General features: G+C 58.8%; 15 protein-coding genes and 1 pseudogene. 12 read left to right on the top strand and 4 right to left on the bottom strand.

The features are described 5' to 3' along the window. Window positions 1-110: 110 nt before the first annotated feature. The 4 genes and pseudogenes from C0V82_RS26340 (at window position 111) to C0V82_RS26325 (ending at window position 2,536) form a co-directional block, all read left to right on the top strand. Window positions 111-806: a ParA family protein gene (locus tag C0V82_RS26340; protein ID WP_102115432.1), complete on the top strand. Its 696-nt coding sequence runs from the start codon at window positions 111-113 to the stop codon at window positions 804-806. A 14-nt stretch (window positions 807-820) separates the two neighbouring features. Continuing rightward, entirely contained in the window at window positions 821-1,192 is a 372-nt protein-coding gene (locus C0V82_RS26335; protein ID WP_102115431.1) for a stability/partitioning determinant, read from the top strand. A gap of 205 nt (window positions 1,193-1,397) precedes the next feature. Then, window positions 1,398-2,001 (top strand): annotated as a pseudogene (locus tag C0V82_RS26330) (UDP binding domain-containing protein); the annotation flags it as partial. 13 nt (window positions 2,002-2,014) lie between these two features. Next, on the top strand, window positions 2,015-2,536 hold the full coding sequence (locus C0V82_RS26325) for an HAD family hydrolase (protein WP_102115430.1): 522 nt from the start codon (window positions 2,015-2,017) through the stop codon (window positions 2,534-2,536). 17 nt (window positions 2,537-2,553) lie between these two features. Here C0V82_RS26325 and C0V82_RS26320 read toward each other — a convergent pair whose 3' ends face one another. Together C0V82_RS26320 and C0V82_RS26315 are read right to left on the bottom strand one after the other, a co-directional pair. Further along, window positions 2,554-3,666 carry a DegT/DnrJ/EryC1/StrS family aminotransferase gene (locus C0V82_RS26320; RefSeq protein ID WP_102115429.1) on the bottom strand — a complete coding sequence of 371 codons (1,113 nt, stop codon included), beginning with the start codon at window positions 3,664-3,666 and terminating at the stop codon, window positions 2,554-2,556. Further along, window positions 3,663-4,079, bottom strand: coding sequence for a sugar 3,4-ketoisomerase (locus tag C0V82_RS26315; protein ID WP_102115428.1), 417 nt, complete (start codon window positions 4,077-4,079; stop codon window positions 3,663-3,665). The genes C0V82_RS26320 and C0V82_RS26315 overlap by 4 nt, the downstream gene beginning before the upstream one ends. A 368-nt stretch (window positions 4,080-4,447) precedes the next feature. Between C0V82_RS26315 and galE the strand changes: the two genes are divergently transcribed. After that, window positions 4,448-5,422: a UDP-glucose 4-epimerase GalE gene (galE, locus tag C0V82_RS26310; RefSeq protein WP_102115427.1), complete on the top strand. Its 975-nt coding sequence runs from the start codon at window positions 4,448-4,450 to the stop codon at window positions 5,420-5,422. Window positions 5,423-5,558: 136 nt separating this feature from the next. Here galE and C0V82_RS26305 read toward each other — a convergent pair whose 3' ends face one another. Then, window positions 5,559-7,613, bottom strand: a complete 2,055-nt coding sequence (locus C0V82_RS26305; RefSeq protein WP_102115426.1) for a glycosyltransferase family protein — start codon at window positions 7,611-7,613, stop codon at window positions 5,559-5,561. Between the two features lie 3 nt (window positions 7,614-7,616). Next, window positions 7,617-8,531, bottom strand: a complete 915-nt coding sequence (locus C0V82_RS26300; protein WP_102115425.1) for an FkbM family methyltransferase — start codon at window positions 8,529-8,531, stop codon at window positions 7,617-7,619. 244 nt (window positions 8,532-8,775) lie between these two features. On the opposite strand from C0V82_RS26300, the gene C0V82_RS26295 reads away from it, so the two are divergent. The 7 genes from C0V82_RS26295 to C0V82_RS26265 all read left to right on the top strand — a co-directional run bounded on the left by C0V82_RS26295 (window position 8,776) and on the right by C0V82_RS26265 (window position 18,194). Beyond that, on the top strand, window positions 8,776-9,591 hold the full coding sequence (locus C0V82_RS26295; RefSeq protein ID WP_102115424.1) for a sulfotransferase domain-containing protein: 816 nt from the start codon (window positions 8,776-8,778) through the stop codon (window positions 9,589-9,591). A 36-nt stretch (window positions 9,592-9,627) separates the two neighbouring features. After that, the gene (locus C0V82_RS26290; protein WP_102115423.1) at window positions 9,628-10,314 is read left to right on the top strand and encodes a class I SAM-dependent methyltransferase; all 687 of its coding nucleotides are present in this window, start codon (window positions 9,628-9,630) and stop codon (window positions 10,312-10,314) included. Between the two features lie 17 nt (window positions 10,315-10,331). Then, window positions 10,332-12,404, top strand: a complete 2,073-nt coding sequence (locus C0V82_RS26285) for a glycosyltransferase (protein WP_102115422.1) — start codon at window positions 10,332-10,334, stop codon at window positions 12,402-12,404. A gap of 44 nt (window positions 12,405-12,448) precedes the next feature. Next, entirely contained in the window at window positions 12,449-15,118 is a 2,670-nt protein-coding gene (locus C0V82_RS26280) for a glycosyltransferase (protein WP_158660252.1), read from the top strand. 93 nt (window positions 15,119-15,211) lie between these two features. Then, on the top strand, window positions 15,212-16,117 hold the full coding sequence (locus C0V82_RS26275) for a class I SAM-dependent methyltransferase (protein ID WP_158660251.1): 906 nt from the start codon (window positions 15,212-15,214) through the stop codon (window positions 16,115-16,117). Beyond that, entirely contained in the window at window positions 16,114-17,391 is a 1,278-nt protein-coding gene (locus tag C0V82_RS26270) for a glycosyltransferase (protein WP_102115419.1), read from the top strand. The genes C0V82_RS26275 and C0V82_RS26270 overlap by 4 nt, the downstream gene beginning before the upstream one ends. Then, entirely contained in the window at window positions 17,388-18,194 is an 807-nt protein-coding gene (locus tag C0V82_RS26265) for a class I SAM-dependent methyltransferase (RefSeq protein WP_102115418.1), read from the top strand. The genes C0V82_RS26270 and C0V82_RS26265 overlap by 4 nt, the downstream gene beginning before the upstream one ends. The last annotated feature ends 7 nt before the right edge of the window (window positions 18,195-18,201 follow it).

Here is an 18,201-nt window from a genome sequence, read left to right as displayed (position 1 = left end):
TGATATTTGAATGCTATTAAATAGCAGAGTCCTATCTGATATCATGATGAAATCCAGATGACTATCTGATAGCATCATATTCACAGACCGAAACCAATGGGTCAGACCCCATGCCCACCATCGTCTTCGCCAGCCCCAAGGGTGGGGCCGGTAAGTCCACCTCCGCGGTTTTGCTGGCTACGGCCCTGGCAGGGCAGGGTGCCAGCGTCACCATCATTGATGCCGACCCGAACAAGCCGGTGTCCCGCTGGGCACGGCTGCCGGGCAAGCCCGCCAATCTGACAGTCCTGGCCGATGTCACCGAAGAGACGGTAACCGACGCCATCGATGAGGCGGCGCAGAAGACCGCCTTCGTCATTGTCGATCTGGAAGGGACGGCCTCCATGATGGTCGGCTACGCCATGAGCCGGGCCGATCTGGTGGTCATCCCCAGCCAGGGGTCGCAGCTGGATGCCGGCGAGGCCGTGAAGGCCATCCGGCTGGTGCGCAGCCAGGAAAGAGCCTTCCGCCGGGACATCCCGTTTGCCGTACTGTTCACCCGCACCAGTGCGGCCATCCGCCCTCGCTCCCTGCAAAGCATCGCGGCAGAGTTCGCCGATAACGAGGTCCCCGTTTTCGAGACGCAGTTGCATGAGCGCGACGCCTTCCGCGCCATCTTCGCCTTTGGCGGCACACTGGCCGATCTGGACCCGGCCCAGGTCACCAATATCAAGGCCGCCACTGCCAATACCCTGGCTTTCGCGGCCGAAGTTGTGGCCGTCCTGAAAGGCGGCATGAAAGCGACCGTAGACGGACCCCGGAATTGAAGGGAGCGACAAACATGACCAAAACCCGCGCCAGCATTTTCGGGGAAGGGGAGGGGGGGCTGGACCTGTCCGGCTTCGCGCCTAAGGCCGCCCGCGATATCCAGGCCCCGCCGGCCGACGCTATCCGCGCCGTATCGGAAGCCGCCCGGTTCCCCAGCAGGGAGGCAAAGCCTGCACCGGCCATCACGGCCCCGCCACCACCTGCGCGGCGCGAACAGCGCCGGCACCGCACGGGCCGCAATGTGCAGTTTAACATCCGAGCACGTCAGGAAACGATCGACACTTTCCTGGCCATCGCCGACCGTGAAGGGTGGGTCCTGGGTGAGGTGCTGGAACATGCCATCGCAGCGCTGGAGCGTGAACTGGCGAGCCAAAACAAGAGCTGACGAAGTGCAGGTAAGAAGCAAGGGTATCTATCAGATATCAGAGTGATATCATTTGATTTTATGGGATGCAGTCTCCCAGCAGCAAGGTACCCTTGCCTTCCCAATGATTTTTGATCAACTCAAGCAATGCGATGTTTTATCGCCGAGAAAAGATATCAATTATCTATTAATGTGATATCATAAAGCTAACATATCGACCACGGTGGAGATTGCGACGGCTCTCGCCCCCAATGATTACACCGTCATCGTCACCAAGAGCACAGTTCCGGTAGGCACGGGTCGCGAGGTGACGCGCATCATCCGCAAGAACCGGCCGGAGGCGGATTTCGACGTGGCGTCGAACCCGGAATTCCTGCGCGAAGGCTCCGCGATTGAAGATTTCATGCGCCCCGACCGCGTGATCGCGGCCTGTGGCGGGTCGGTCGCGGGTAAGCGCATCGGCGTGCTGGGCGTTACCTTCAAGCCGAACACCGATGACATGCGCGACGCCCCCTCGCTGGACATCATCCTGGCCTTGTCTGAAGCGGGCGCCATCGTGCCGCCTATGACCCGGCGGGTCGGCATGAGGCGGAGAAGAAGATGCTGCCCGGTGTGGAATGGGCGGACGATGCCTATGGCGCGCTGAACGGTGCCGATTGCGCCCTGGTCCTGACGGAAGGAACGAGCTCCGCATGCTGAACCTGTCCCGCATCTGCAAGGCGATGAAGGCCCCGGTCCTGGTCGACCTGCACAACATCTTCAATCTCGAGGACGCAGAAATGGCCGGCTTTGTGTATCACTGTGTCGGTCGGTCGGGATGGGTAGGATGAAAGTGTTGAGACGATGAGCGATCTTCTGCGTCCGGCAGCTTTTCTGGACCGGGATGGTGTCCTGAACCTAGATATTGGCTATGCTCATCGGCCAGAGCAGATTGTCTGGTTGCCGAATGTTTCATCGGCGATCCGTTACCTGAATGAAGCCGGCTATTATGTCTTTGTCGTCACTAACCAAGCTGGTGTGGCCCGTGGCTATTATGATGAGGCCGCTGTTCAGACACTGCATGTCTGGATGCAGGAGCAACTGAGGCAAGACGGCGCCCATGTCGATGATTGGCGCTATTGCCCCTATCATCCTGATGGAACCGTCGTCGCCTACCGGCGCGATGATGATTGGCGCAAACCGAGTCCTGGGATGATCCTTGATTTAGCTCGATGCTGGCCGATCGATATGGCGGGCAGCTTTCTTATTGGTGATCGCGCCAGCGATCTGGAGGCGGCGGCAGCGGCTGGTATCAAAGGCCATTTGGCGAACGCAGCAGGGTTATTGGATCAGGTACGGCACCTGACAAGCGACAGATCCAAATGATTGGCATTTGACGCCGTCTAGTAAGCACCTTTCCAGCTAGCGATCGCGTCTACGACGAACCGCACCGATGTCAGCGGCATCTGCGGCCAGAAAGGCAGGCTCAGCACATCGGATGCCATGGCCTCCGCAAGAGGAAAGGTGCCCTCCCGAAGATCAAGCGGTGCATAGGCAGGCTGCCGGTGGGGGGCGCAGGGGTAATGCACCAGGGTCTGAATGCCCTGCGTCTTCAAATGACAGGCTAGGTCCTCTCGGGAACCGCGTACCCGGACCACGTACAGATGCCAGACGCTTTCCATCCCCGGACGGACCACGGGTGCCACGACCGAGGGGCATTCGGCCAGCAGACGGGTATATTCCGCCGCCAGCGTCTGACGCTGCCGGTTCCAGGCCGACAGCCGGAGTAGTTTGACCCGCAGGATAGCAGCCTGCATTTCGTCCAGGCGCGAATTCGTGCCCAGGATCTCATGCTGGTATTTGATGGTAGAGCCGTAGTTGCGCAACATGCGCAGGCGATGAGCCAGCTGGTCGTCATTGGTCACGACCGCACCGCCATCGCCCAGGGCGCCCAGATTCTTGATCGGATAGAAGCTGAAAGCCGCCAGGGTCCCCATGCCCCCGACAGGCCGCCCCGCAATCGTGGCGCCATGGGCCTGAGCCGCATCCTCCAGCACGGCCAGCCCGTGACGGGCCGCGATAGCGTTGATAGCGACCATATCCGCCGGCTGGCCATAAAGATGGACGGGGATGATGCAGCGGGTACGCGGCGTGATGGCCGCCTCAATCCTGGCCGGATCGATATTGAAGCTGGCCGGGTCGGGCTCCACCCCTACAGGGATGGCACCGGCGGCGGAAACCGCCAGCCAGGTCGCGACGAATGTATGGCTGGGCACGATCACCTCGTCCCCGCTGCCGATCCCCAGCGCCTTCAGGCCCAGGGTCAAGGCCGCCAGCCCGTCGGAGACCCCGATGCAATGGCGCGCACCGCAATAGGCGGCGAACTCCGCCTCGAACGCTTCCAGTTGCGGGCCCATGATATAATGGCTCGCATCCAGCACGGTCGCTATGGCCGCATCCAGTTCTGACCGGATTTCCGCATGGCCCGAGGTCAGATCATAAAAAGGAATGCTCATTCAGGTCGTTCGCCTGTTGCCTTGAAAAGGAACTCATCAAGATCGCGGATATAATCCGCCTCGTCATAATGGTGGGAGGCCAGCACCACGCAGCAGGCCCCGGACGAGAAATTATGGAGTTCTCGCCAGACCATGTTGCGCATATACAGACCATAATAGGAACGGTTAAGCGTCACGGTCTGCTGACGCCTGCCATCGTTCAGATGGATGTCGAAACTGCCGCTGACGGCGATCACGACCTGATGCAGCTCCTTGTGGGCATGACCACCGCGGTGCGCACCGCCAGGCACGTCATATAAATAATAAACGCGGTTGATATCAAACGGGATCGTGCTGCCGCCTTCGATGAAGGTCAGGTTACCGCGCCGATCGCTGACGATCGGGAAATGCACAAGCTCCCATGACCCTGACATTTCTCATCTCCGCACGTTGCCCGGCATGCACAGTATCAGTGCCATCTTCTTCGCGTCAGGAGATCATACCGGCTCTCAGGCTGCCATGCCAGGAACTCGGTCCTGACCAGTGCTGTGCGGGAACTCCCTCCCAATCCAGGCCCGCTTGATATCAACACAAATCGCAGCCCATACCACCTAACAGACGCCATTCATTGGAATTGCCAAAACTAGATCGGTGCTGCCCAGTAACGAACAGACCCTTTTAAAATCAAATACATAGCTTTCTGATATCATCTTGATAGGAAGGATCAATTGAACAGCAACACCCTTCCCAAGGTCGAACAGGATGCTGCATGGTAGCAACACCCAGAAGCCAGGAATTGAATATGGATACGGTGCTTGTCACGGGTGGTGCGGGCTATATCGGCAGCCATGCCGTTCTGGCACTGCGGGCAGCGGGCCGCGCAGTCGTGGTTCTGGACGATCTGTCCACGGGCGACAGGAACCTGATCCCCGCCGATGTGCCCATGATCGTGGGGGATGTCGCCGATACTGACCGGACGGGCGCCCTGCTGCGCGATCACCGCATCGGCACCGTCATGCATTTCGCCGGCTCGATCATCGTGCCGGAATCCGTGGCCGATCCCCTGAAATATTACCGGAACAACACGGCTGCCAGCCGCAGCCTGATCGAGACTTGTATCAAGACCGGGGTAGGGCGCTTCATCTTTTCTTCTACTGCCGCCGTCTATGGCAATCCGCCGACCCGGATGGTGACCGAACAGACGCCGGTCGCCCCCGTCAGCCCCTATGGCTGGTCCAAGCTGATGACAGAGCAGATGCTGGCCGATGTGGCAGCGGCACATCAGGCCTTCCGCTACATCGCTTTGCGCTACTTCAACGTGGCCGGCGCCGATCCGCAAGGGCGGGCAGGGCAGGTGACCCCGAACGCCACCCACCTGATCAAGCTGGCCTGCGAAACGGCGCTGGGCCGGCGCAAGGTTCTGAACATTTTCGGCAGCGATTATCCCACCCCGGATGGGACCTGCATCCGCGACTATATCCATGTCAGCGATCTGGCAGACGCGCATGTCTGCGCCTTGAACCATCTGGAGAAGGGCGGGAACAGCCTGGTGCTGAACTGCGGATATGGTCGCGGCTATTCTGTACGCCAGGTGGCCGAAGCCGTGGACCGTGCCGCAGGGCGGCCCCTGCCGAAGGTTGAGGCCCCACGCCGCATTGGCGATCCGGTCGAGCTGGTGGCCGACAGCACACGCCTACGCGACCTGCTGGGCTGGCGCCCGCGCGTGGACGATCTGGACCTGATCGTAAGCCATGCGTTGGCTTGGGAAAGGAGATAGGCCATAGGCAGACGGATAGAAGCGACAGAAAAGGAATGAGGAACCCGTTGGCCTGACTTCCCATAGGTGATGTTGCACGTTATAGATAAAATCAAAGATATATTTATCAGCATTAATATAATTCTGTATAATTAATTTAATAATCACCACCCTCTTGAATGGCAGAAATGTACGGATACGCATTGAATATATGAGATGGATATATCGAATTCCGCCGGAGTGTTCTGATAATTTCCGAAACATACTGTGCGGCTATGATGATTGTAGAGGTCGCAAGTTCACCTGGCTTTATGTCGACCACCCGACGCAAGGGTAGGCGGTGATGTTCGCCTTCTCGACTGCTGTCGAGAAACCCCACTACACGGGCACGGGCCTCGGGCGGCAAGCCATAGAGGACGATCTCCCCTCCCTGGCCCGCACCATAGAGCCATATCGCGCCAATTGGTGGCAATCGATTGAAATCTGAGGGTTTCCACAGAAAAGGAATGCTGGATGCCAGGGGCGCATCCAGGTCGCTGATCCCTGCAAAACGGGGGGGCTTGGCCTCTGCTTCCACAACATACTCCACGCGCCTCATCGGACGCAGTGGAACTGCACCAGCACTCCTTGACGGCAATCGGACCTGGGCCAGGCTTGGGACAGGCTGAAGATCAACAGGCCCTGATGAAGCGAGAGCAAACGGCAATTGCAGCATGAAGCTGGACCAGTCATGAGCTTCCACGGTCAGCCCTAGCAGCCGGTCCCGTATGCAGTAGAGCCCCCCCGCGCGCAGGGTCACCCATGCCGGCCATCGTTCGTCCGATATGCAGCATTCGTCGGGGAGGGCCAAGGCCAACTCCTCGGCAGGATCGATTGGAAATCCAGACGATTCGACAGGGATGGGCCAAAGGGCCGCCGCAATCGTTGCGCCTCCCTGCTTTGTCATGGTGATCAGCCGTTTCAGGTGATCGGGGTACCACATGATGGCATCGGGCAGGAGCGCCAGACCATCCATGCCCTCCAGTGCAGCCAGCAAGGCCTCCATTCCAACGGCTTCCCCCAGGCGGCAAACCCGAACCCCGGCAGGTTGCACCAGGTCCAGCGGCGCATCCTGGCAGACGAGAGCCGTGAGGGACAGGTTCGGTACGGCCGATGATTGCGCAGCCAGCTGCTGCAACCGTCCATACAGGTCCTCACCGCCCGCCAGTAGAACACCGACATGGCGACGAACAGGGCTTGGAGGCGGGCTGGACAAACGGGCGAGAATATCCGGGAGGGGCGCCAGCAGGCTCTCCAGACAAAGGCTGCTGTTAAAGATCGTCTGCGCCGTGACGGCCATCTCCTGGGCTTGTCTGACATGTGATCTGGCCCAAGCGATCTGGTCCAGGATGGCAGCAGCAATCGCCTCCTCACCACCTTCCATGTCAACGTAAAGCACGCTATCGCCAAAATGCTCCTCAATGAAGGGATGTCGATCCGCCAGAATAAGCGCACCCGCCGCAGCCAGCTCGAACACCCTCATATTCGGAACGCCCTCTACACGATGTTGGGGCAAGTGTAGACAAAGCCCCATACCCCATTGATGAGCCGTGTTGATCACCGAAGATCCGTCGAACGGTAAGGGGCCATGATAGGCATCGGGCAAGTGGGACCAGCGCTCCCGCGTCCCGTACAAGGCAAGAATGCCGGCATCAGAGAGAGTACGGAGCAAGGCGGGATAACGGCGTCCATCCCAATTCGAACCGACGTAGAACAATCGGCTATGGGGACCGAAATTGGATATCAGCGTCGAACGCGGTGAACTGACATGGAAGGGCATGACTGGCGGCTCGCGCCTGACATCACGCATCAGGCTGCCCAGATGGGCATGCAGGATAGAGCCCGACACCAGATAGGCATCATAGCTTAACTCAGCCGCTGTACCATTAGCGCGGGCAACAGCACTGGCACCATCCAGCAGCGAAGAGGGGTTCCAGTAGCAGGCAAGCCAGGGATGGGATGAGAGTTTCGCCGTGGCCTGGGGATGCAGACAGAGGACAGCATCCGGATCCATCGCCTCGACCTGCCCTGCGCGACTGACAATCCGCGCTTCCCATCCCATATTCCCAATGCTGCGGGCCAACCGCAGCGCCAGCTCACGCTCGGCGATCGGATGATCCGGATTGATCGGGTTCAATAAGGCAAGGCGGAGCCCCTCATGATACCGGTTCATCGCTTAAACATATGTTTTGCAAAGGAACTCTGGTCGATCAGAGCGTACAAAGAACAGATCCACCTGCCACAAGGCCCGATCATGCTCCCGCCAGAGCGGTTCGGACATGTCGATAACCCGAAATCCCCGTTCTGCCATATAGGCGCACATCTCGTGGAACAGCATCGCATCGGGATGGATATGAAAAAAATATGTTTCGATCACCACCAGACTGGTCTGAGCGAGAATATCGGCAGCGCCCTCCAGGATGGGGCGCTCGAAGCCATGGGTGTCCAACTTGATGAGGTAAGGGGGAGGCAGACAAAGCCGCTTCACCTCGCTCGCCAGCGAAACCTGTGGCACCGACCAATAGCCACCGCCCGGTTTACTGATGGCCATACCGCCATAAGGCGTAGCCGGATCATTGGAAAACCATATATGGCCCTCGCTGGCGCCGGCGGCTGCAATGACATGGCTGAAGCCGGGCTCGACCGCGCACAGGCTCTCTAATTTTTCGCGCCAATGGTCGAACGCCTCTACTAAATGACAATGGGCGTGGGGCCAGTAGGGGCGTGCTGCAAGCGACCAAGACCCGTCCGAGGCGCCCACATCCAGAACGGATGCCACCTCAATCCCCCGAGCCTGGATGCGCGACAGGGCTGATGGCGTTTCGAGGTGCTTGTCACATAGCAGCCAGCGCAAGCGGTTGAGTGCCGCATGAGCGTCAGGGTCCAGGGCAACCGCACGGCTCATGGACCGAATGGCTTCCAGCTTGTTGCCCTGCCGATTCAAACAGCGGCCCAGTTCGACATGGCCCTCAGGGTTGTCAGGAGCAGCAGCCACAGCCTTTGCGAACCATTGTGCGGCGGCACCCTCATCGGCCCGTGCGACCGCCACCCGCCCCTCGGCAAGAAACTCGGCGATGCTTCCCTGCTCCATGACGCTTCCCTTTGCCTTGCCAACGACGCATGATTTAGATATCGATGCTTAGAAAAATATCCGTCAAGCCTGCTTCTCAAGGCATCATTTAGCGGTTTCCGCTCCAGGTGTCGCAAATTTTTTGTTGTTCCACTGGGGGTGTTTCTCATGGAGACTGGTATGCTTTCATACTATATTTTCACTTATTAGTTTTGAACATTTTTCAGGGTTTGTTTCTGTTTTTCAATCTAGGAGTGGCTTTGGTATGATTGAAAAAAACCAATGCGATAGAGTATTTTGGGTAGCATCCTACCCTCGCTCAGGAAATACTCTGACCAGACTACTGCTTGGCCACATCTATTTTAAAATGGATGAAGGGTTTGGTCCCTTAAATCAAATAATGCCCTATCATTTAGGTGAAAGCTATAAGAGTGCTCAAAAAATTAAGACTGATTTTGGTGATTCTATATTCCTTAAAACACACGCTGATAGCTGCCCGTCTGTGAGTGGTTTCAGGAATTCTGGTGTTTATTTATACAGACACCCTCTTGATGTTTTTTTATCATCATATAATTACTGCTTTATCACCCAAGAATCCAGCGCGTTCAAAAATGGAGTCTGCAAGACAGTCGACCAGATATTTGCGGATGGCGATTTAGGGTATTACTTTGATCAGTTCATGGATTTTGGTGGCGTACCGGCATTCCAATCCTTTGCCGGCAGTTGGGTCGAGAATGTGCGAAACTGGCGATCCTTTGCAAAAGAAAACGAAGCGGACTTCATTGCTGTCCGTTACGAGGATCTGACATCGGATTGCGCATCTGTTTTCCCCAAAATCGCTCAGGTCCTAGGCATCAAGGTCACAGAGGAAACAGCCGATGAAGCCCTGAAGTTTATCAACTCCAGGATCAACCATAGAATTGCAGATGAGGAAACCAGAGAAGCAGCCCAAGGGTTCTTTTGGAAAAGGGAAACCTATTATTATCAAAAATACCTCACCGAGAACCAGATAAATAGATTCAATGAAAAGTACAGAGATCTAATGGGAGAGCTTGGCTATATAAATAAGGACTCTCAATAAAGTAAAAACTCACGGACAATTGGAGACCTTACGACCATGCCAACTCAAGAATTCATCCGCAATGAGTTCAGTTACGGCTATTCAAGCGGAAATATTCTGTCTGACACTCCGGATCCAGTCACGGCGAAGGAAGAAGCCGCTATCGGGGGGCGCTACAAGGACGTGTTCATGTCTGTTGTGGCCCCCTACCTAAAACCGGGTAGCCGCATTTTGGAGCTGGGCCCGGGACGAGGCTCCTGGACATTGGCCATGCTCGAACGGGGGCCGGAATGTGAAATACACACAGTCGATTTCCAGGACCTGGGAAGGTGGATCAACATACCGGCGCTGAAGGGGCGTCTGGTCCATCATCAGGTGGAACAGGGCCATACATTTGCTCCCGTGCCGAAACTGCATTTCGACTTCTTCTTCGCTTGGGGGGTGCTGTGCCATTGGGGGCAGGCCGATATTCAGCGCATCCTCACGGGCGCACTGACATGTATGAAGCCTGGGGCCTGTGCGATTGTACAATACGCCGCTTGGGAAAAGCTGGACGCCTATGGCTGGGAACGTGGCGGCGTGCCGGAAAGTTTCCGCACGCAGGATGACAAGGACATCTGGTGGCCCCGCAACAGCGTAAGTGAGATGGTAAACTTATGCCGAAACGCTGGCTGGTCTGTCCTCAAGGCAGACTGCGGTATCGTCCAACGTGATGGCGTGGCCCTGTTGTCCGTACCGGGTTAATCGGGAAGCTGTCGTCGATGCGTGTAGCGCTTCACAATCCCTTTCCGCCTGCCTTGTCCTGGGCCGAGCATGAGTTGGCCAAGCGCTTTGAGATGGCGTGCGCCAATTTGGGGTGGACAGCGCGCACCTGTCATCTGTCCACGGAGATTGATGATGTCGATCCAGATATTGTCCTGGGCCTGCATCCACAATCGGCACCGAAACTGACCCGGCACCCCTCGGCGGGGTGTCTGTGGAACCCTCCCAGCCTGTATAACGATGCGTATTGGCCACGCCGGCATGAGCTGTCGCACGATATCCATCTGCACGCCAGCCAGACCACCTTATCCTTGATCACCGATCTGCTGTATCCGACGATCAAGCCGCTGATCACAGCGCCGATCTATCCCAGCGCACCGCATATCGCCTTGACCCCGACCGTCGATATAGGCAGCAGACTTTTCTATATCGGGTCTAACTGGGACGGGAAGCGATACCCGGAGGTTCTGCGGCGTCTGGCGACCGCGGGTGTCCTGGCCCTGCATGGTTCGCCAGATCGCTGGCAGCATTTGGAAGGAGCGCTCTGTGGCCCCGTCCCCTTTGACGGAGTAAGCGTCATCAGCAGAGCAAATGCCTGCGGGTTGGGGCTCTGCCTGCATTTGCCTGCCCATACGGACAGCGCCATTCCCAATATGCGAATATTCGAGCTGTGCGCTGCCGGCGTCCTGCCAATCTGCGGAGATCATCGCTTTATCCGCGAAAAGTTCGGCGAGACCGTCCTTTATATCGACACCTCCAGACCCGAGGAGGAGATGGCCGATGCAATCATTCGACATGTTATGTGGGCGCGCGCGCATCCAACCCAAGCCAAGCGAATGGCGACCGCTGCGCAGAATATCTTTCTTGAAGATCTGACACTGGAAAAGCTGTTGGCACCGCTGCCCGACCTGCTCAGCGATCTGCGCCGGGCAAACAGCAGCCCCGTACCGGTGACGCCAGATATCAGCATTGTTGTGCCATGGAACGAAAATGGCGAGGAGGGGGTTGCAAGGCGCTTACGCATGTTGGCTCAGCAGGCCCGGCGTTCCCTGATGGTGGTAATTGCCGTGCCGCAAGAGGCAACACAGGCGGCAAACGCTGTCTGGGAACAGCATGAAGCGGCCTTCCAGGCCGGGACGGTGGTCACCGTACCTGAGGGTAGCTGTGCATCCACGCTGCTATGGACTGGACTGAAGGCGATTGATGCGCCATGGGCCGCCTTGCTGCCGGGCGATATCACGCTTTACCCGGACCATTTTGAATGTCTGTTGGCTGCCGCTGCACGCGCCGGGGCTGACGCGGTCTATGCGGGTGTCCTGGGCCCAGTGCCCTCCGGTCAACGCAACCCGGGCTGCGCCCATCCAGAAGAGCCTTTATCCCTGGACTGGTTCGATCCTTTTGGCGTGCCGGACGCCAGGGAGTCTACCTCTCGTATTCATCCGGGTGCCGTGCTGGTGCGCCATGAAAGTCTTCGACCTTTACTTGCGAAGGATCCATTGCTCCCGCAAGGTGCAGACAGTTTCCTGCTGCGTCGGCTAGCCGACCGGCTGCCATTCGTGCCGTCCTGGCAGGTCAGCGCGCAAGCACATCGCAACCAGGCAGATAGAGCCGCTACGGACACCTATAGGCTAACAGCATTAGAGGCACTGGCCCCTGTGCCGGTCGCTGGCAGCAACCCGCAAGGATGGGCATCTGCCGGTGGCGGCAAGCGGCTTCACTGGCCACCACCGGCGGACGGCCTGCCAATCATGGCTGGTCCATTGGATTTCGCCGCCCTGCCCGACGACCGGCCCGTTCTAGTCTACGGAGCCTCAAGGGGAGGGCGTCTGGTGCAGCTGGAACTGGCCAAATGGGAAGCACTCAATTGCACGGGCTTTCTCGATAGTTTCCAGGATGGGATGGCATTTGGATGGCCGATACGCCGCATCGATGCTGTGCCCAGAACAGAGATTGAAGGGGCAAGCGTGATTATCGCCAGTGTTTATGTCACTGATATTCTGGCGAAATTGCAAGCGGCCGGGGCATTGCATGTTTACAATGCATATCCTTATATTGCTGCGCACACGCCATGAAAGAGGCCAGGACCGCGAGCGTCAGGAAAAAGGGGAAGGCGATAGTGCGTGACAAGCACGCCCATAAGAAAAGGCGACAGTTGCATGCGCTGACCTTGCCGCGATCGCTGTGGCGGGCGGCGGCTCAGGCTGTCCTGCGCAATTGGACCGGCGACACGATCCGCATGCTTTTCACCGATCCTCAGCCGAGCGACCTTGCCCGGTTCTGGGATTGTCTCCGTCCCTTTCTGCGGGGACGGTCTGTGCAGATTTTTGCCTGCTTTTCCAATGAAGTAAAACGACGCACCGTCCTTGGCATGCTGGCTGACAGCGGCATGCCGCTGCACGGTGTCACGCAAACGCCAGCCCAATTTCTGCGGCAGAGTTGCCTGTCGCTGTCATTCGCCGATATTTCGCTGGAACATCCCGTAGCCTGGCACGCATTGCAGCCCGTGCTGGACCGGATCATGGAAAAGGGCGTGGTGCTGGCCCGGATCGATACAGTCATGGCCCATCCCGCCTATCTTGTGCGCGACTGGCCTCTCCGCTTCCTAACCAAACAATCCGTGGGCGTGCTGTTCGAACGGGAAGGCGAACGGCCGACCGTGCCGGTCCATCCCGATCCCGCACAGATCCGGCATTGGCAGCGTGACCCTTTCAAGGCATCAGCCACCGTCCGGGCGGAAGAGAGGCGGCGCAGCATCGCACAACGTTGGCCCTGGCGTTCGCCGGCAGTAACGCTGCCGGCGAGCCTGCCCGATGGTAAACCCTGGCCACGCATCACGGTGGTGACACCCAGTTACAATCAGGGTGCCTTCATCGAAGAAACGATTCTGTCCGTTCTCAATCAAGCCTATCCCAATCTTGAATATATCGTCGTCGATGGTGCTTCCACGGACGGAACAGGGGCCGTACTGGAACGCTATCGGCATCGACTGGACCATTGCATCATCGAGCGGGACCGCGGACAGAGCGAGGCCATCAACAAAGGCCTGTCGCGGGCAACCGGTGAAATCATCACGTGGCTCAACAGCGATGACATGCTGGCGGAAGGAGCTCTGGCGGCGGTGGCCATGGCGTTCCATACCAGCGGTGCCGAGATGGTGTCCGGTATCTGTGTTCTCCAGCAGGATGGCCGCCAGATAGGCCGGCATATGGCCGCCTGCCAGGACGGTACCCTGCCGCTGATCGATCTGCTGGATCTCGACACCGGCTGGCTGGCGGGAGAGTTTTTCTGCCAGCCGGAAGTATTCTTCCGCCGCTCTCTCTGGGAACGGGCCGGCGGGATGGTCCGCGAGGACCTGTTCTACAGCATGGATTATGAGCTGTGGGTGCGCTTCGCCCAGGTCGGTGCGCGGCTGCACACCATTGGCCGGCCTCTGGCCCTGTTCAGGGTCCATGCGGACCAGAAGACCTTCGATCCAGCCAATTACCGCCCCGAACTGACCCGCGTGTCGGGCGAGTTTGCCAAGCCGGACACGCCGGCAAGTCGTCCTGTCCGTCCACCGGTCGATTATGGCCACCGCATGCGGTTCGCCATCATCAATGATGTCGGTCCCCGCTATGGGGCGGGCCTAGCCATGGCCCGTATCGGCGATAGTATCCGCCGGGCCGGTCACGAGGCAGCGATACGGGCCTTTAGCTCCACGGAACTGCCAGAAAAGACGAAGCCGCATGTGGTGGAGGCCATGCTGGAATGGCTCGATATCTACCGCCCGGACTGCGTCCTTATCGGCAATCTGCATCGTGCCGAGGTCGATCCCGGCTTTATCGCGAAGGTGGCAGCGAAATACGCCACAATATGGGTGGCACATGATGTCTGGCCGGTAACGGGGCGTTGCGCCTACACGGGCGGATGTCGGAACTACCGCAACGGTCAGGGCTGCGACGCGGCCTGCCCGACACCGGAGCAGTATCCTTCCCTGCCACCCGATGGCATCGCCCCCGCCTTTGCAGACAAGCACGCGTTGCTTACCGGTCCCGAGGCACCGACACTGCTGGCAGCATCGAACTGGATGGCGGGCTTCCTGCGATCCGCCTTCATCAGAAAGCCGCCCGCCGACCGGCCTGGGATCGAAACTTTCCGCCTGGGACTGGACACTGCCCGGTTCAGACCCGTTGACCGTCGGACGGCACGGCAGCTGTTGCGCCTGCCAGAGGACAGGTTCATCGTCATGTTTGGTGCCTGTGATGTGAACGACCCCCGCAAGGGAGGAAGCCACCTGCGGGACGCCCTGCACGCCATCCGCGACCTCAATCCTTTACTGCTGGCCGTAGGCGCGACTCCCTCGGATGCAGTACGGCAAGGGCTCGATGTGCGGGCGACAGGCTATGTCGCCAGTCGCGATTATCTGGCACTGCTGTATTCAGCCGCTGATGTTTTTGTCGGTGCCAGCATCGAGGAAGCCTTCGGGCAGGTCTTCATTGAGGCGGCCGCCTGTGGCACACCCTCTATCGGCTATGCCATCGGCGGTGTGAAGGAGGCCATCCTGGACGGGGTCACGGGACTGCTGTCCTGGCAGATCGGCCCCCAGCATCTGGAGGCCTGTTTGCGCCGCCTGCATGATGATCCAGACTATCGCCGCGCCCTTGGTTGCTGGGCAAGGCTGCATGCGGAAAATCACTGGTCGCTGGAAAGCGCCTACCGGCAGCTGTTCGGCGTGTTGCAACGGTTGGGCTGGGTCGAACAGTTTGACATGCCCCATCGCATCCATATGCCACCCCTGCCATACTGATGGCCGGGGAATAATGGAAACAGTCCGCAGAAGAGGGACGCGAGGGGAATGAGCCATTGTCCGCTGAGCGGGGATAGCGACCTGGAAACGATCATGACGGTCCGGACCAGCGAGGTTGCCGCCGTCTATCAGGCCCATTTCGGAACGGAAGTGGGGCCCCTGTTTCAGGGGATTGAGACGCTGACCCTGCGCCGGTCGCGGGTTTCTGATCTGATGTTCTTCGACCCGCCGGTGACGGGCGATACCCGTTTCTATGAACAACTGGCCCGGATCGATTGGTACTATTCAGCCGACAAGCATGAATTCGCCTATAGCCGCCAGCGCATCCCGGCTGGCGCACGCGTGCTAGAAGTCGGATGCGGGCCTGGTTTTTTCGGGGCCTCGCTCAAGAACCATGTCTATTTGGGGCTGGAGTTCAATCCCACAGCCCGGGCGCAGGCCCAGGCACGGGGCCTGCATGTCGAGGCCACAGATGTCGCAGACGTCGCCCGACGGGAACCCGGATCCTTTGATGCCGTGGTCTCCTTCCAGGTGCTGGAACATGTCGACGATCCAGGGGTGTTCCTGGAAAGCTGTGCCGCCCTGGTGCGTCCGGGTGGTCGCCTGATCGTCAGCGTACCCAGTGCCGACTCCTTCATGCGTTTCAACCTGAACGACGTCCTCAACATGCCGCCCCACCATGTGACATGGTGGAGCGACCGTTGCCTGGCTTGGTGTGCTGAGCGCTATGGGCTGCGCCTGACCGAGTTGCATCATCAAAGCCTGTCCGATGGCGGGCACCGGCAATGGTTCCTCCAGCAATTCTCCGAACGGGCACTGCTGAAATATCTCGGTATCGCCCCGACAGGGCCTATGCTGGACATGGGACTGCAAGGCCGCCTGCGTACCCTGACGGGAGCGCTGGCGCAGATTCTGGAATTCGGTTTTGAAGATCCAATGATGGAGCCGCGCGGCCATACCGTGGTGGCCATCATGGATAAGCCAGAGACAGAACCATGAAGGTCGCTCTGGTCAATACCTATGACGAGATCGGCGGTGCAGCCCGGGCGGCCCTGCGCCTGCACAAGGCCCTGCTGGTCTGTGGCCAGCCGGTTCGGACCTATGTCCATCAAAAGGATTCCAACGCCGCCGACATCATCAGGGTCCTAGCCGAAACACCGGCCGAAAAGGCCGCTGCCGAAGCCATTGAGACAGTGGACAGTGCCGAACGGGCCGCCTATCCAAGCATGGCCGATAACCGGCACCCACTGTTCACCAGCGAACGGGCTGGCCCGGGTCCGGCCCTGGTCAACCGTCTGGAGGCGGTGGACATCATCAACCTGCACTGGGTGCGGGGACTGCTTGACTGGGAGCATTTCTTCGCCACGCGCCCCCCGGGCCAGGCCGTCGTCTGGACCATGCATGACACGCTGGCCTTCACAGGTGGCTGCCATTACCCTGGTACATGCGGACATTTCACTGCCGCCTGCGGTAGTTGCCATCACTTAGGCTCCAGTGATCCCGACGATATGTCGGCTCGCATCCTGCGGCGCAAGCGTGAGGCAATATCCCGCTTTACCGGCCCCTTCTCATTGGTGGCCCCCAGTCGCTGGATGGCGGACATGTGCCAGCGCAGCGCGCTGTTTGCGGGCCGGGCAGTCACTGTCATCCCCAACGGAATTGACACGGATATCTTCCGACCGGGGAACCGGACGGCGCTGCGGGAGGAACTGGGCCTGCCCATAGATATACCGATCGTACTGTTCGTCGCCTCGGTCCTGACAGAGCCACGCAAGGGTCTGACTTATGTGTTGGAGGCGCTAGAACGTCTGGGCGAAACCATGCCTGTCATCCTGGCCACAGCCGGGCACGCACCGCCTGTATCAGTGACCGGAGTTCAGCATATCCATCTAGGAATAGCCATGGATGATGAGCAGTTACGGAATTTCTACGTGGCCGCCGATGTCCTAATCCTGCCCAGCCTAGAAGACAATCTCCCGAACACCGCCATGGAGGCATTGGCCTGCGGGACACCAGTGGTGGGGTTTCCGTCGGGGGGGATTCCCGATCTTGTGGACATGACCTGTGGCGAGTTGGCCCCGGCCCTGTCCGGCGAAGGGCTAGCTCTGGCGCTGCGTAGGCTGTTGAATGATCCCATCCGCCATGCTGACCTGTGCCGGGGTGCCCGGCGCAAGGCGGAACGGGAATATGCCCTTGCTGTGCATGGACGCCGGTATCTCGATCATTACCAATCCATCCTCAGCGCGCGACCGACTGGAGAAAGCTTGTCATGACATCAGAGAACAAGGGGACCGCTGATATGTCCCTTTCGGTACGCCAGGCGCTGTTCACCCAGATCAATTCCCTGCCCCATAACTGCGGCGGGCTCAGCCCGGACGCCATCGGCATCTGGCAACTGCTTCTGGAAACGCAGAAGAGGGAGAACATCCGAGGCGATATGCTGGAAATCGGCGTGCTGGAGGGAGCGGCGGCAGCCATGATGGTGACCGGACTCAATCCAGGAGAGCAGCTTGTCGGCATCGATATCGCCTTGCAGCGCCATGCCATTGAAAACTGTGTAACCAAGGTGGATCCACAGGGCTTATCGAAACTGTCGCTGCATGAGGGGGATTCCCGGCAAATGTGGCGGACGGGGATGTTAGACGCCTGGCGCGGCCGCTGCCGTTTTCTGCATATTGATGGCGAACATTCTTATGACGCCGTGCGCAGCGACCTGGAGCTATGCGAGCAGCTGATGACCGGAGATGGCATCATCGCCGTGGACGATGTACTGAGCGCAGAATCAGTCTGCGTCACGCATGCCCTATTCGATCACCTGCGCGACCGACCACACCGCCTGCGAATGTTTCTATGCGGCACCAACAAAGCCTATCTCTGCTGCCCATCCCAGCTCGGGTTTTATCGTGAGATCTGCTTGAATGAGCTGATCCCGTTTGTTGAGGAAATGACCAAGGTAAAGCTGCGTCTTTCCAAGAACTCCCATGCTTGGGAACTTGACTATCTGACTGTCGCGAACCGCGGTGACGGTAGCCGATACATGAGAATCGGCAAATATCTGGACGAAAAACCACTCTGATCATCGG

It is taken from the genome of Niveispirillum cyanobacteriorum (assembly GCF_002868735.1).
In the GTDB taxonomy this organism is placed as follows: domain Bacteria; phylum Pseudomonadota; class Alphaproteobacteria; order Azospirillales; family Azospirillaceae; genus Niveispirillum; species Niveispirillum cyanobacteriorum.
The sequence above is the reverse complement of the archived record's forward strand: the minus strand, read 5'-3'. Positions and strand labels throughout refer to the sequence as shown.